Annotated in this window: 12 protein-coding genes; 2 read left to right on the top strand and 10 right to left on the bottom strand. The window is 74.7% G+C overall.

The annotated features are described in order from the left end of the window. Positions 1 to 3: 3 nt before the first annotated feature. The 6 genes from ACFVYI_RS36475 to ACFVYI_RS36450 all read right to left on the bottom strand — a co-directional run bounded on the left by ACFVYI_RS36475 (position 4) and on the right by ACFVYI_RS36450 (position 6,665). On the bottom strand, positions 4 to 1,527 hold the full coding sequence (locus tag ACFVYI_RS36475) for an exopolysaccharide biosynthesis polyprenyl glycosylphosphotransferase (protein ID WP_387893591.1): 1,524 nt from the start codon (positions 1,525 to 1,527) through the stop codon (positions 4 to 6). Between the two features lie 334 nt (positions 1,528 to 1,861). Next, positions 1,862 to 3,016 carry a glycosyltransferase gene (locus ACFVYI_RS36470; RefSeq protein WP_387893589.1) on the bottom strand — a complete coding sequence of 385 codons (1,155 nt, stop codon included), beginning with the start codon at positions 3,014 to 3,016 and terminating at the stop codon, positions 1,862 to 1,864. 202 nt (positions 3,017 to 3,218) lie between these two features. Next, on the bottom strand, positions 3,219 to 3,659 hold the full coding sequence (locus ACFVYI_RS36465) for an SRPBCC family protein (RefSeq protein WP_387893587.1): 441 nt from the start codon (positions 3,657 to 3,659) through the stop codon (positions 3,219 to 3,221). Positions 3,660 to 3,785: 126 nt separating this feature from the next. Beyond that, positions 3,786 to 4,805 (bottom strand): ABC transporter permease, encoded by a 1,020-nt coding sequence (locus ACFVYI_RS36460; RefSeq protein WP_387893585.1) that lies wholly within the window; start codon positions 4,803 to 4,805, stop codon positions 3,786 to 3,788. Further along, on the bottom strand, positions 4,802 to 5,830 hold the full coding sequence (locus ACFVYI_RS36455) for an ABC transporter ATP-binding protein (protein WP_387893583.1): 1,029 nt from the start codon (positions 5,828 to 5,830) through the stop codon (positions 4,802 to 4,804). The genes ACFVYI_RS36460 and ACFVYI_RS36455 overlap by 4 nt, the downstream gene beginning before the upstream one ends. Positions 5,831 to 5,861: 31 nt before the next feature. After that, a complete protein-coding gene (locus ACFVYI_RS36450) occupies positions 5,862 to 6,665 on the bottom strand; it encodes an ABC transporter permease (RefSeq protein WP_387893581.1) in 804 nt (267 codons plus the stop codon). 141 nt (positions 6,666 to 6,806) lie between these two features. Here ACFVYI_RS36450 and ACFVYI_RS36445 point away from each other — a divergent pair, with 141 nt between their 5' ends. Together ACFVYI_RS36445 and ACFVYI_RS36440 are read left to right on the top strand one after the other, a co-directional pair. Next, positions 6,807 to 7,694, top strand: coding sequence for a winged helix-turn-helix transcriptional regulator (locus ACFVYI_RS36445; RefSeq protein ID WP_387893579.1), 888 nt, complete (start codon positions 6,807 to 6,809; stop codon positions 7,692 to 7,694). Between the two features lie 40 nt (positions 7,695 to 7,734). After that, positions 7,735 to 8,628, top strand: coding sequence for a HipA family kinase (locus tag ACFVYI_RS36440; protein ID WP_387893578.1), 894 nt, complete (start codon positions 7,735 to 7,737; stop codon positions 8,626 to 8,628). A gap of 61 nt (positions 8,629 to 8,689) precedes the next feature. Here the strand turns inward: ACFVYI_RS36440 and ACFVYI_RS36435 are convergent, their stop codons facing one another. From ACFVYI_RS36435 to ACFVYI_RS36420, 4 genes are all read right to left on the bottom strand, one after another. Beyond that, positions 8,690 to 9,055 carry a hypothetical protein gene (locus ACFVYI_RS36435; RefSeq protein WP_387893576.1) on the bottom strand — a complete coding sequence of 122 codons (366 nt, stop codon included), beginning with the start codon at positions 9,053 to 9,055 and terminating at the stop codon, positions 8,690 to 8,692. 191 nt (positions 9,056 to 9,246) lie between these two features. Then, positions 9,247 to 10,737, bottom strand: coding sequence for a S8 family serine peptidase (locus tag ACFVYI_RS36430; RefSeq protein WP_387893574.1), 1,491 nt, complete (start codon positions 10,735 to 10,737; stop codon positions 9,247 to 9,249). Positions 10,738 to 11,086: 349 nt separating this feature from the next. Further along, positions 11,087 to 12,205 (bottom strand): amidohydrolase family protein, encoded by a 1,119-nt coding sequence (locus ACFVYI_RS36425; protein ID WP_387893572.1) that lies wholly within the window; start codon positions 12,203 to 12,205, stop codon positions 11,087 to 11,089. Between the two features lie 3 nt (positions 12,206 to 12,208). Next, a partial coding sequence (locus tag ACFVYI_RS36420) for a glutamine synthetase (RefSeq protein WP_387893571.1) occupies positions 12,209 to 13,541 on the bottom strand: 1,333 nt, incomplete at its 5' end.

The following is a 13,541-nucleotide window of genomic DNA, read 5'->3' as shown; positions in this document are numbered from 1 at the left end:
TGGTCAGCTTCCGTCCGGGTGGAGCATCAGGGCCGCGGTGCGGCACAGGATCTTGACGTCCTGCCAGAGGCTCCAGCTCTCGATGTAGCGGTTGTCGAAGCGGGCCCGGTCCTCGATGGAGGTGTCCCCGCGCAGGCCGTTGACCTGGGCGAGGCCGGTGAGGCCGACCGGGACGCGGTGGCGGTCCGCGTACTCGGGGTAGGCCTGGCCGAACCGCATGACGAAGTAGGGGCGCTCGGGGCGCGGGCCGACCAGGCTCATGTCGCCGCGCAGGACGTTCCACAGCTGCGGCAGCTCGTCCAGGGAGCTGCGGCGCATCAGCCTGCCGACGGCGCCCATCCGGTGGTCCTGGGCGATGTTCCAGCGGGTCGCCGACTCGTGCTCGTTGCTCGGGCGCAGGGTGCGGAACTTGAGGACGGTGAAGACCCGGCCGTCGAGCCCGGTGCGCTGCTGGCGGAAGAGCACGCCGGGGCCGGTGTCGAAGCGTACGGCGAGCGCGCAGAGGGCGAGCACGGGGGCCAGGGCGAGCAGACCGAGGCCGGCGGCGGTGACGTCCAGGGCGCGCTTGACGGCCCAGCCGGGGCGGCGCATCGCCGGGCGGTCCACCTTGAGGCAGGGGAACCCCCAGACGTGGTCGCCGCCGGCGGAGCGGCAGTTCTCCAGCGAGCCGTACTCGCGCAGCGCGGGCACCAGCCAGACCTGGCAGCCGAGCCGGGCGGCGTCGCGCAGGGCCGCGGCGGTCTCGGCCTCGTCGGCGGCGCCGGCGGTGGCCACAACGTGGTGGATCCGGTGGCGGCGGACCTCGCGCTCCAGCACCTCGCGGCCGCCGAGCACGGGCAGGTCGGTGTCGCCGGCCAGCAGCGGCGGGTCGGGGTCGAGGAAGCCGACCGGGCGCATGCCGTACTCGCCGCGCTCGCTGAGGGCCGCGGCGACCCGGCGGCCGAGCCGGCCGGCGCCGAGGACCAGCACGGGGCTGGGCCGGCTGCGGCGGATCCGGCGGACCAGGTGGTAGAGCAGCGCACGGCCGCAGACGGCGAGCAGCAGCTGGACGCCGAGCAGCACGGTCAGCCGGGCCGGGGTGGCGGGGCCGCAGTCGGGCCAGCGGCCGTCCAGACAGCCGGCCAGGGTCACGGCGAAGGCGGTGGCGACGACGGCCCGGACGGTCAGCGCGGGGAGTTCGTCGAGGACGGAGAGGGTGAGCCGGGCCCGGTAGAGGCCGCCGGCCAGGTTGAGCAGGAGCAGCAGGGGCAGCAGGGCGGCCACGCCCAGCAGCGGATCGACCCGGACCACCGGGTCGAGGGCGCGGTTGGCGAGCCCGGTGGCGGTGCACAGGGCGAGGGCGTCGACGGCGGCCAGGGCGACGGGGAGGGCGAGCCGGGAGCGGACCGGTCGGCGGTGGCGGCGGGAGGGCGGGGCGCTGCGGGTCTGGGCGGACCGGGCCGGGCGGTCGAGCAGCCCGGTGGCGGGCCGGCGCGGGCCGGACAGGGGCCGGCCGGGCCGTGGCACGCTGTCGTGGTCAATGGTCATCAGCGCACGAACTCCCCTGCTGTGTGCCCGGGGTGACGGCGGCCCTGCACCGGTTGGCCCGGGGCGGCCGTCCCGGCCCGGTGGGCGCGGTCCTGACTGCACCTGCTGCCGCTGGCGGCTTTCGGTTTTCTCGCGAATTCCCGGCGTGAAATCGAAATGAAGCAGGCAAAATCAGACAGTACCGAACGTGGGCCTGGATGCTGGAAGTTGACTTGCCATTTCATTCCAGCCGCCCATTAATAGGTATTTCTGATTTCACCCCTCGCCCACAAACCGGTTGAGGGTGCGAATACGACAGCTCCGCAGCGGAGGGCATTCACGGCATGTGAAACGATCAGATCCGCTCTGGGACACGGGCACGGCGCCGTCCGGCCGCCGGCCCGGCCCCCAGCAGATCCCGGTAGAGCGCGTCCACCTGTTCGACCACCGATCGCACGTCATGGCGCGCCACGGCATGGTCGCGCAGGCGCGCGCCGCGTCGCTCGCACTCGATCGGGTCGGACAATGCTTCGGCCATTCGGGTGGCGAGCGCGGCGGCGTCCTCGGGCGGCACGACCGCGTGCTTCCGTTCGGCCGGGGGCAGGCATTCGCGCGCACCGGGCACATCCGTCAGCAGCACCGGCCGGCCCGCCGCCATCGCCTCCAGCGGCGCCAGCGCCATCCCCTCCCAGCGCGAGGGCAGCACCACCAGGTCGGCCGCCGCCAGCCACGGCCGCGGGTCCGACACCTCCCCGACCAGCCGCACCCGGGACGGCTCGACCGTCTCCCGCACGGCGGCGGCCAGCCGGGCCTCCTCCGGCCCGGTGCCGACCAGGGCCAGCCGAGCCTGCGGCACCAGGCGCAGCACCTCGGGCCAGGCGTCGAGCAGGACGTCCTGGCCCTTCTGGCGGCAGAGCCGGCCCACGCAGACGGCCAGCGGGGCGTCGAGGTCCAGGCCGAGCGCGATCCGGGCGGCCCGCCGCTCGGCGGGCGCGTAGTGGCGCACGTCGACACCGTTGGGCACCACCGCCCAGTCGGCGTGCAGACCCGCGGCGACGCCGTCGGCCCGCTCCTGGACACTGACGCAGAGCAGGCGGTGCGCCCAGCGGGTCGCGTACCGCTCCCAGCGCAGGGTGGCGGCGGCCAGCGCGCCGTCGACGGCGGCGAACGACCAGGCGTGCGGCTGGAAGACGGTCGGCACCGCGCCCCGGATGGCCAGCCGACCGGCCAACCCGGCCTTGGCGCTGTGCAGATGGACCATGTCGGGCGCGGCGGCGCGGACGATCCGGCGCAGCCGCCACGCCTCGGCGGCGACGGACGGACCGGGCGAACGGCGGGCGGACCAGTCCTGGACCAGCGCGCCGGCGGCGGCGGCCTCCTCGGCCAGCCGGCCGCCGCGCGGGCAGGCGACCAGCACCCGGTGGCCGGCCTCGCGCTGACCGCGGACCAGGTCGACGACGACGCGGGCGACCCCGCCGTCGACGGGCTGCGAAATGTGAAGGATCGTCATATGCACGGCGGCGAGCCTAGGGTGGCTCCGCCGTGCCCGGGGGCCCTCGTCACCCGCAGGTGGCGGCCGTCCACCCGTACGGCTTGCTTGTCGTACGGGTGGGCGAACTCCTCGAATCTTCTTGCTGACCGGGCGACCGGCGCAGCGGTCCCCGGGGCTCCCCGGAGCTCCTCGGGCGGGGTTCCGGGGGGCCTCGCGGGCGTCAGCGGACCTCGGCGGCCAGGTTCGCGAGCACCTCGTCGTGGATCCGGTTCAGGCCCTTCGGCGCGAAGGTGCGCTCGAAGAAGCCGCCGATGCCGCCCGCCCCCTGCCAGGCGGCCGAGACGGTGACCTTCGACCGGCCCTCGCCCGCCGCGGCCACCGTCCAGGTGATCACCATGCTGGAGTTGGCGTCCTTCTCCACCAGCTGGTCCGGCGCGGGCGCCGAGACGGTGAACAGGCAGTCCCGCACCCGCTTCTCGGTGGCCTGGAGCCGCCAGTGCACCTGGGTGCCCGCCCCGGTGCCGCCGACCCTGACCTCGTACTCGCTGTACTGCGCGGGCAGCAGCTTGGGGCGGGTCACCTGGTAGTCGGCCAGCACCTCGTAGACCCGCTCGGGGGTGGCGTCGTAGACCCGCTCGGTGGTGGCCTGCACCTGTCCCATGACCTTGCTCTCCTCGTCTGGACGTCCGGTTTCACCGGCAAGCCAACCACAGGGCGCGGCCCGGGGCGGTGCAGGGGCTCGGGGTGGCCCGGGGTCCGTCCGGGCGCGGGGCACGCGGGCCCCGGCTCAGGACAGGCGCAGACCCCCCGTCCGCTGCGCCCGGGCCTCGCCGAGCCGCAGCGCCAGCGCGGCACCGGCCAGCAGCAGTGCGCAGAGCACCGCCAGCCGGGCCAGCCCGGGCGCGAGCTCACCGAGCCCCTCCCCCTCCAGCAGCGCACCACGGACCACCGCCAGGCTGCCGGTCAGCGGCAACGCCGCGCCGAGCACCCGCAGCACACCGGGCAGTGCGAAGACGGGCAGCCGGACCCCGGCGACGAACCACATCGGATCGTCCAGCACGGTGTAGACGAAGGCGGAGTCCCGCGAGAACACCATCAGGCTGTTGAGCAGCGCGCCCCAGGCCACCGCCGGCAGCAGCAGGGCGAGCAGCACCACCGGGTACATCCAGGGCCCGGCGACGTCCAGGCTGCCGAAGCCGAACGCGGCGGCGCCCAGGAAGCAGGTGAGCAGCCAGGCGTTCTGCAGCAGCGCGCCGGTGCCGTTGGCCAGCATCAGGACCAGCCGGTCGGCGGGCGAGAGGAAGAGCAGTTCCAGCGTGCCGGTGGTGCGCTCGAAGGCGAAGTTCCACGCGGACTGGACCAGCGAGAAGAAGAACGCCCAGGCCAGTGCCCCGGTCGCGAGGAAACCGAGCAGCTTGGCCGGGTCGGCGGCCAGCGGCCAGCGGGCGGCGGCGGTCGAGCCGGCCGCGATCGGGTGCAGGGTGTAGTAGGTGGCGGCCAGTTGGAGCAGCGGCCAGAGCAGCATCGAGGCGAGCACCAGCGGCTGGCCGAAGAGCGTGCGGTGCTGCTTCAGCGCCTCGGCGGCGAACACCTTGCCGGCGTGCCGCAGCGGCCTGGCGGGGAGCCGGTCGCCGCCCGGGCCGGGCGGCCGACGCGTACCCGGGCGGGGCGGCGGGAGGATGCGGCCGCGGAGGTGCGGCGGGAGGGCGGGGCCGGCGGGGTACGGCGGGCGCGCGCCGCGGTCGGCCGCGCCGAGCAGCAGCGCCTCAGTGGGGGGCAGCGCCCGGGTGGGGGGCAGGCCGGTCACGCGCTCACCGCCGTCCGGCTGTCGGCGGGCGCCGCGGTGGTGCCGGTGGGTGCCGACGCCGTGCCGGTGAGGGCCAGGACGGCGTCCTCCAGGCTGGCCTCGGTGACCTCCAGCCCGCCGATCGCCCCGCCGGCGGCGACGATCGCCCCGGCCAGCGGGCCGGCCACGTCCTCCGGGTGGCGGACGGTGACCAGCAGGCCGCCCTGCCCGGTCACCCCGAGTTCGGCGCGCACGCCCAGGCGGAGCGCGAAGTCGGCCACGGCGGACTCCAGTTCGGGAGACGGGTTGGTGACGGTGACCCGGACGCTGCGGTGACTGCCGGTCTGCGTCTTGAGCTCGGCCGGGCTGCCGGCCGCGAGGTGGCGCCCGCCGGAGATCACGTAGACGTGCTCGCAGAGCTCCTCGACCTCGGCCAGGTAGTGCGAGGTGAGCAGCACGCCCCGCCCCTCGGCGGCGAGGCCGGCGACCACCCGGCGCAGGTCCCGGGCGATCGGGGCGTCCAGGCCGAGGGTGGGCTCGTCCAGCAGCAGGTACGCCGGGTCGTTGATCAGGCCGCGGGCGATCGAGAGCCGCTGGGTCATGCCGCGCGAGTACCGCTCGACCGGGGTGTCGGCGGCCCCGGTGAGGCCGACCAGCTCCAGCAGCTCGCCGATCCGGGGGCGCAGCACCGCGCCGGGGACGTCGTAGAGGTGGCCGAAGTAGCGGAGGTTCTCGGCGCCGGTGAGCTTGCCGTAGACCATCCGCTCGCCGCCGGCGATCAGGTTGATCCGGCGCCGGGCCTCGCGGGCGTGGTCGACCAGGTCGAGGCCGTCCAGGGTGACCGTGCCGGAGGTGGGGCGGAGCAGCGTGGCGAGGATCTTGATGGTGGAGGTCTTGCCGGCGCCGTTGAGGCCGAGCAGTCCGGTGACCCGGCCGGCCGGGATCTCCAGGTCGAGGCCGTCGACGGCGGTCTTCACGGCGCGCGGGCCGAACAGGCCCTTCTCCCGGGTGCGGAAGGTCTTGCGCAGGGCGCGGGTGCGGATCATGTCAGTGGCTCCGGTCCGAGTGGTCCATGGGTCAGAAGCTCCGTTCGACGGCGCGGCGCTCGGCGCCGGGCAGCAGCCGCAGGCCGAGCAGCAGGTAGCCGAGGCTGAGGGCGAGGCAGGTCACCAGCCGCGCGGTGAGCTCGGTGAGCGGCTGCCCCCGGCCGAGCGCGCCGCGCAGCACGTCCATGGCGGAGGTGACGGGCAGCAGCTCGGCCAGCCACCGGGCGGGCGCGGGCAGGTAGCTGTTGGGGAAGGTGATGCCGCAGAGCAGTGAGACGGCGAGGAAGACGGTGTTCTGCGAGATGTGTGCCTCGCCGGCGACGATCATCAGCGCGCCGAGCACGACGGCGACGGCGAAGACGGCGGCGGTGAGCGCGAGCAGCCCGGCGAGGGCCGCCAGCGGGTGCCAGGCGGGCAGGGTGACGCCGAGCACCGCGGCGAACCCGCCGAGCAGGCCGACCTCGACGGCGGTGTTGAGCAGCGCGAACCCGGTGAAGCCCAGCAGGTAGGGCAGTCGCCCGGCCGGGGCGATCAGCAGCGCGCCCAGGGTGCCCTGGCGCTGCTCGGTGATCAGCGCCTTGCTGCTCCAGAGCAGCATCCGCACGGTGAACATGTAGCCGGCCGCGCCGATCGCGATGTAGCCGAGGTAGTCGGCGCCGCCGGTGCGGGCGGTGAAGTCCTCGGCCACCGAGCCGCCGCCGATGGCGTGCAGGCCCAGGTAGGACAGGCCGAGGGTGAACACGCCGATCAGCAGGCAGCCGACGGCGTAGGACCACGGGTAGGCCCGGCGGGTCATCGTCCAGGTGCGGTGCAGCGTCGCCCAGGCGACGGACATGTGCTCCCCCTTCGTTCTCGTTCGTTCTGGTTCGCCCTCATGCGCTCCCCGCTTGAGTTTTCATTAGGAACTTACAAGTTCCCTTTTGGAACTCGCAAGGGGGTGCGAGGATGGACCGTCCTGACCGCGAGAGGAGCGACGGTGCTCAAAGAGGTACCCGAGCGGGACGCCACCTGCGCGATCGCCCACTCGGCGGCCGTGATCGGCGACTGGTGGAGCATCCTGATCGTCCGCGAGTCGGCGCGCGGCCTGCTGCGCTTCGACGAGCTCCAGCACGAGCTGGGCATCTCCCGGAAGGTCCTCACCGAACGGCTCGGCCACCTGACCGAGGCCGGCGTACTGGCACGGGTGCCCTACCAGAGCGGCCCGGTGCGCTACGAGTACCGGCTCACCGAGGCCGGGCGGGCGCTGCTGCCGGTCCTGGTCGCGATGCAGGACTGGGCGGACCGCTGGCTGCTCGGCGACGGCGCGCTCTCCGGCTCGGCCGGTCCCGACAGCGCCGAGGCCGCCCGGATGGCGGCGCTGCCCGGCACCCGGCTGCCGGCGCTCACCCTGCCCGCGCACACCGGCGGCGAGCTGGACCCGGTCGACCCGGCGGCCGGCGCCACCGTGCTGTTCTGCTACCCCGCGACCGGCCGGCCCGCGCCGCTGCCGGCCGGCTGGGGCGACATCCCCGGCGCGGTCGGCTGCACGCTGGAGAACCGGCTCTTCCGCGAGGCGTACCCCGAGTTCCGCGCGGCCGGGCTGGCCCTGCGCGGGATCTCCACCCAACGGCCGGACGAGCAGCGGGAGTTCGCCGAGGCGGAGGAGATTCCGTTCCCGCTCCTGTCCGACCTGGACGTCCGGCTGGCGGCCGCCCTGCGGCTGCCCACCTTCCACGTCGGCCAAGGCCTGCGGCTGAAGCGGGCGGTGCTCGTGCTGGACCGCGAACGGGTGGTGCGCCGGGTGGCCTTCCCGGTCACCGACATCCCCGCCGCCGTCCGGCAGGCGCTCGCGGACGCACGCGAGGTGGCGCGGGAATCCCGGTGAACGGGTCGGGCACGGAAGGTGCACGGGTAGGGTGACGGATGTGCTCGATCAGGTGACAGCAGTGCGCTACGTCGATCCGCTGCGGGCCGGCGGGTCCGTCCCCGGCGTCGTGGAGACCGACGACCTGGGCACCTACGTGGTCAAGTTCATCGGTGCCGCGCAGGGCCGCAAGGCGCTGGTGGCCGAGGTGATCGTCGGCGAGCTGGCCCGGCGGCTCGGCCTGCCGGTGCCCGAACTCCGGCTGGTCGACTTCGACCCCGCGGTCGCCGACGCCGAACCCGACCCCGAGGTCCAGGACATCCTGCGGGCGAGCAGCGGGCTCAACCTCGGGATGGACCTCCTGCCCGGCGCCCGCGACTTCAAGCCCGGCATGATCCCGGTCGACCCGGTCGAGGCCGGCCGGGTGGTCTGGCTGGACGCGCTCACCGGCAACGTCGACCGCACCGTGCACAACCCCAACCTGATGGTCTGGCACGGGAAGCTCTGGCTGATCGACAACGGCGCCGCGCTGGTCTTCCACCACCGCTGGTCCGGCGCCGCGGCCTCGGTCGGCAAACGGTACGACCTGAGCGCCCACGCCCTCGGCGGCGCCGCCCCCGACGTGCGGCTGGCCGACGAGGAGCTCGGACCGCTGGTCACCACCGCGCTGCTGGAGGAGGTCGTGGCGCTCGTCCCCGACGCGTGGCTGGCCGACGAGCCCGGCTTCGACTCGGTGGAGGCGTTGCGGCACGCCTACGTCGCGCAGCTGGCCGCCCGGGCGGCGCTCTCCCGCGACTGGCTGCCGGACGGGTTCGCCACTCCCGAGCAGCTGGGCGAGGCCGAGCGCCGGCGCGCCGCCCGCAGCCGGGCGGGCCGGCCCGCGTGGCTCCAGGAGGTGCCGGACCTGCACGGCAAGCCGTCGGTCGAGACCGTCTGGGACCACCACTTCGAGTGAGCGCCGGGCGGCTTCGGGCTGGGACGGTCGTCGAGCCGACGGGCACGGGGTTCGCGCCGGCTCAGCCGATCGCCGGGCCGACCCAGCCGACGTACTCGACGGTCGTCCCGATCAGCAGGCCGAAGCAGTGCAGGGCGAAGAGCGCCGCCCGGTTCACCCGGCGCACCGCCGGGGAGAGCAGCGCCAGGGCCGGCAGCGCCAGACCAAGCCCCGGGCCGAGGGCCGGCAGCAGGGCGAAGCCCGCCACCGCGGCCGTCGTCCCGCCGGAGGCGAGCCCCATCACGGTGACCGCCAGCACGCCACCCACGATCAGCCCCAGCATCGGACCGGCCGCGATCAGCTGAACGACCCCCAGCAGGACCCACGGCCAGGTCCGGTCGCCGCCCGGACGCGTCCGGGGCTGCCGGCCGGCGTAGGTCTCTGCCATGGCGTTCCGCTCCTCGACCAGGGTTTCGCGTGGTGGTGCGGGTCCATCCTGGTGAGCGCGCCGGGAACGGCACCTGAGTACCGGTACTCAAAAAAGGGTGGGGAGCGGGACCTGAGTCCCGCTCCCCACCCACGGTTCGGTCAAGCGCCGTCCGCCCCGGGCTCGCGCGCCGGTGACGGCCGGTCAGCGCGTCAGCGCCACCACTGGACCGCCTTCTCGGCGTTGACGATGCCGGCGCCGTAGAAGCCGTTGTCGTCCACGCCGCCCTCGCAGGTGGCGGTCCACTCGCCGGCGCCGCCCGGGTTGTACGGGCCCGACGGGCAGGCGTGCGACTCGGCCTGGTTGGTCAGCAGCTCGGTCAGCTCCTCCGGGCTCGCCCACGGGAAGGTGCTGGCCAGCAGCGCCAGCACGCCGGCAACGTGCGGGGAGGCCATCGAGGTGCCCTGCATGTAACCGTACTGGCCGCCCGGGATGGTGGAGAGGGTGCGGCCGTTCTTGTCCGGGGTGTCCGGGATCTGGTAGCGGCGGTCGCCACCGGGGGCGGCCACGGTGACCTTGCCCTTGCCGTAGCTGGAGTAGTACGCCTTGTCCCCGTTGACGCCCACCGAGGAGACCGAGACCACGCCGTCCAGCTCGGTCGGCAGGCTGAGGCAGTCCTGGGTGACCGGGCGGGTGCCCGGGGTGGTGTCGTCCGGGCTGCTGACGTCGACGGTCTTGTGGGCCAGGTCGATGTTCTCGTTGCCCGCCGCGGCGACGTTGAGGACGCCCTTGCGCTGCGAGAACTCGACCGCGCGGCGCACGGCGGTGGTGATCGCCGCCTGGTCCGCGTCGTTCTGGCAGTTGAACATCCACGGGTCGACGTAGTAGCTGTTGTTGGTCACCTTGAACTTGTGCTCACCGGCCCAGACGAAGCCGCAGATCGCGTACTCCGGGTAGATGAACCCGCCGTCGTCGACGACCTTGACCGCGGCCAGCTTGACGTTCGGGGCTATGCCCTCGATGCCCTTGCCGTTCTTGGCGGCGGCGATGGTGCCGGCCACGTGGGTGCCGTGGTCGCCGTCGGGGCCCGGCTGCCAGGCCGCCCAGTCCGTGTTCGGCTTGCCACCGTCGATGCAGGAGACCGACTGCGAGGCGTCGACGTTGGCGGCGAGGTCCTCGTGGGTGCCGTCGATGCCGGAGTCCAGCACGCCGACGGTCACGTTGCGGCTGCCCAGCGAGAGCTTGTGGGCCTTGTCCACGCCGATCTGGCGCATGTCCCACTGGTTGGCCCAGTAGGGCTCCTCGCCGGCCGCGGCGGCGGCCACCGGCTCGGCGGCCACCTCGGCCTTCTGCGACTCGGCGGCCGTGATGCCCTTGGTGCGGCTGGTGCCGACCGACTGGACGCCCTTCGCCTTGCGCAGCTTCGCGGCGAACTGGGTGTCGGTCGAGCGGGCGATCACCACGCCGATCTGCTCGTAGGAGTACACCACGCTGCCGCCGAGGGTCGTGACGGCCTTCTCGACCTTCTGCACCTGGCCGTGGTTGGCCTGGGTGTTGACGACGTAGCTCAGCAGCGGCCCGGTCGTCGGCTCGGCCCCGGTGGCCGCGACGGCGGTACCGGCGGGCAGCGCCAGGGCACCTGCCGCGGCAAGGGCGACGCCCACCGCGGCGTACCGGGTCCGGCTGATCCGAGGAACACTCATAGGGGTTGGCCCTCCCGAGTCGTCGTGCAGCTGCGGATGGCAGGTGCAGTGGAATGATCGGGACGCTAGTGAACATGCGTTGCAATCCGCAAGAGGTAGTCATCTAATCGACACCGTTCGGCCACTTCCGAGGGGTGTGGCTCCGGGCTCGCCGACCCGGCGTCAATCCATACGGTGAATATCCGGACTGCGCGTTCTTTCCCTCAGCCGGGCGTGGACGATCCACATTTTCCGGGCCCCGGCACCGGCCTGCGCACCCGGTCGGACGGCCTCCCGGGGGGCTTCGCCGCACCCGTCCGGACCGTGTCCGTCGGCGCCGGGCCGGGCCCGCGCCGCTCCTGCCCGCCGCTCAGAGCCGGTACAGGCGGCGGGCGTTGTCGGCAGCGACCTGCCGTGCCAGGCGCCGCGCGTCGGCCGCCGAGCAGGCGCCGTCCGCCCGCCAGCCGTCCAACAGGGTGCCCAGGCCGTGCCGGAACTGGGCCGCGCCGACCAGGTACAGTTCCGGCAGCCCGTAGGCGTCGGTGGAGAAGAGCAGCTTGCCGAACGGCGCCAGCTCCAGCATCTCGCCGAGCACGGCGGCCGCCCGGGGCCCGACGTAGGAGGCCGTCAGCCCGAGGTCGGTGTACACCTGGGGGAAGGCCTGGGCCAGCCAGGCCGCCTGCCGATGGTAGGGATAGCCGTGCAGGAGCACCAGCGGCACGCCGCTCGGCTCGGCGGCCCGGACGAAGTCGGTCAGCAGCGACGGGTCGGCCCGATGCAGGGTGAGGTCCGGGTCGCCGAAGCCGGTGTGCAGTTGGAGCGGCAGACCGAGCTCGGCGCAGACGTCCAGCGCCGTCCAGAGCAGGTGGTGCAGCAGCACCGGGTGGGTCAGCCGGCCGTGCCCGGCGCGCAGCCACTCCCCCGCGGCCGCCGTCACCGCCGCCGGGGCGGGCCGCTCGGCCGGCACCGCCAGGCCGTGCCGGTAGGCCAGGACCGACTTGACCGCCACCGCACCGGTGGCCGAGGCGCCGAGCGCGTCGCGGACGAGGAGCGGCCACGCGCCGGCCGTCGCCGACACCGCCTCGGCGACGGACTCCAGCCGGATCACCTCGCGCACCCGGGCGCCGGCCACCTCGGCGAACTCGCTGAGCGGCAGCAGCGGGTGGCCGGCCGCCCCGGCCAGCCCGGTGTCCACCAGGCAGGTGTCCAGCGCGGCGGCGGACAGCAGCCGCCGGGTGGCCTCGGCGGCGCCCAGCTCGGCCCGCCGGGCCAGGTAGTCGGCGGCGGGGGCGTGCGCGGGCAGCCCGAGCGCGGGCGGGCACCAGCGCCGCACGGCGAGACCGAGCGCGCTGTCGAACGGCGAGGTGCCGGGCGCGGGCGGCCGGTCGGACTCGGTGAGCAGCCCGGCCAGGGCGCCGTCGGCGAGATCGGCCGCCACCACGCTGTGGCAGTGGTGGTCGACCAGCGCCGGGACGTCCAGCGAGTGCACCGGTCAGTACCGCCAGCGGGTGGCCGCGACCAGCTGCTCCGGGGTGGCCGAGGCGTACTGCTCGCCCTCGGCCCGACGGACGGCCAGCACCGCCTCGTACAACGGCTCGCCGAGCGCCTCGCGGAGCACCGCCGACTTCTGGTACGCCGCGAGCGCGTCGCCCGGGCTCGCCGGCAACCGGGGCACCGTGCCGGGCGCGGCCTCGGCCGGGTCACCGGTGAACTCCGGCGGCAGTGCCAGCCGTTGGTCCAGCCCGGCGAGGCCGGCGGCGAGCACCGCGCCGACCGCGAGGTACGGGTTGGCGGTGGCGTCGAAGCACTTGACCTCGGCGTTGGCCGCGGTGGCGCGCTCCCCGGAGGAGCCGGTCACCAGTCGCAGCGCCGCCTCGCGGTTCTCCAGGCCCCAGCACTGGTAGGCGCCGGCCCAGTGCGAGGGCACCAGCCGCAGGTACCCGGCCGGGCTGGACGAGCCGAGCACCAGCAGCTCGGGCAGCGCGCCGAGCACCCCGGCGAGGAAGCCCTCCGCCTCGGCCGTCAGCCCGTGCGGGCCGGCCCCGCCGCGGGCGAGGTTCTGGCCGTCCCGCCAGAGGCTGAGGTGGAGGTGGCCGCCGTTGCCGACCGAACCGGCCTCGACCACCGGGGCGAAGGAGGCACGCAGGCCGTGCCGCGCGGAGACGGCCCGGACGGTCTGGCGGATCAGCACGGAGGTGTCCGCGGCCTCGACCGGCCCCTCCGGGGCGACCGACACCTCGAACTGGCCCGGGGCGTACTCGGGGTGGATCTGCAGCACGGTCAGGCCCTGGGCCGTGAGCGCGCGCAGCACCTCGCGCAGGTAGTCGGAGAGGTCGGTCAGGCGCTGCATGCCGTAGGCCGGGCCCTCGGTCGGGTAGCGGGGCTCCTCCTGCGCCGGCCCGGCGAGCGCGACCACCCACTCGACCTCGATGCCGGCCTTGACGGTGATCCCGCGCGCGGCCGCGGCGGCCGTCATCCGGCGGGCGAACAGCCGCTGGCAGCCCGGGTGCGGGGCGCCGGACTGGGTGTAGCGCTCCCCCGGCGCCCAGGCCCAGCCGGGCTGGGCGGCCAGCGGGACCACCCGGTCGAGGTCCGGGTAGAGCCGGAGGTCTCCGGTGGGGCCGCCGATCAGGGGGCTGCTGACGATCGTGTCGTCGGCCAGGAAGACGTCGAAGCAGGGCGCCGCGCCGACGCCCCACTGCGCGGCGTGCACCAGCCCGTCCAGCGGGACGGCCTTGACCCGGGCGATGCCGGCGTTGTCCACCCAGGTGACGGCCACCGCCTCGACGCCTTCCGGGCGCAGCCGCTCGACGGCCGCCTGCGCC

Origin of the sequence: Kitasatospora sp. NPDC058218 (genome assembly GCF_042882445.1) — a bacterium.
Taxonomy (GTDB): Bacteria; Actinomycetota; Actinomycetes; order Streptomycetales; family Streptomycetaceae; genus Kitasatospora.
The sequence above is the reverse complement of the archived record's forward strand: the minus strand, read 5'-3'. Positions and strand labels throughout refer to the sequence as shown.

What these genes read in the sequence shown, in the direction of transcription:
- ACFVYI_RS36475 (WP_387893591.1), bottom strand. Translation starts at nt 1,527, where the DNA reads ATGACCATTGACCACGACAGCGTGCCACGGCCCGGCCGGCCCCTGTCC.
- ACFVYI_RS36470 (WP_387893589.1), bottom strand. Translation starts at nt 3,016, where the DNA reads ATGACGATCCTTCACATTTCGCAGCCCGTCGACGGCGGGGTCGCCCGC.
- ACFVYI_RS36465 (WP_387893587.1), bottom strand. Translation starts at nt 3,659, where the DNA reads ATGGGACAGGTGCAGGCCACCACCGAGCGGGTCTACGACGCCACCCCC.
- ACFVYI_RS36455 (WP_387893583.1), bottom strand. Translation starts at nt 5,830, where the DNA reads ATGATCCGCACCCGCGCCCTGCGCAAGACCTTCCGCACCCGGGAGAAG.
- ACFVYI_RS36450 (WP_387893581.1), bottom strand. Translation starts at nt 6,665, where the DNA reads ATGTCCGTCGCCTGGGCGACGCTGCACCGCACCTGGACGATGACCCGC.
- ACFVYI_RS36435 (WP_387893576.1), bottom strand. Translation starts at nt 9,055, where the DNA reads ATGGCAGAGACCTACGCCGGCCGGCAGCCCCGGACGCGTCCGGGCGGC.
- ACFVYI_RS36430 (WP_387893574.1), bottom strand. Translation starts at nt 10,737, where the DNA reads ATGAGTGTTCCTCGGATCAGCCGGACCCGGTACGCCGCGGTGGGCGTC.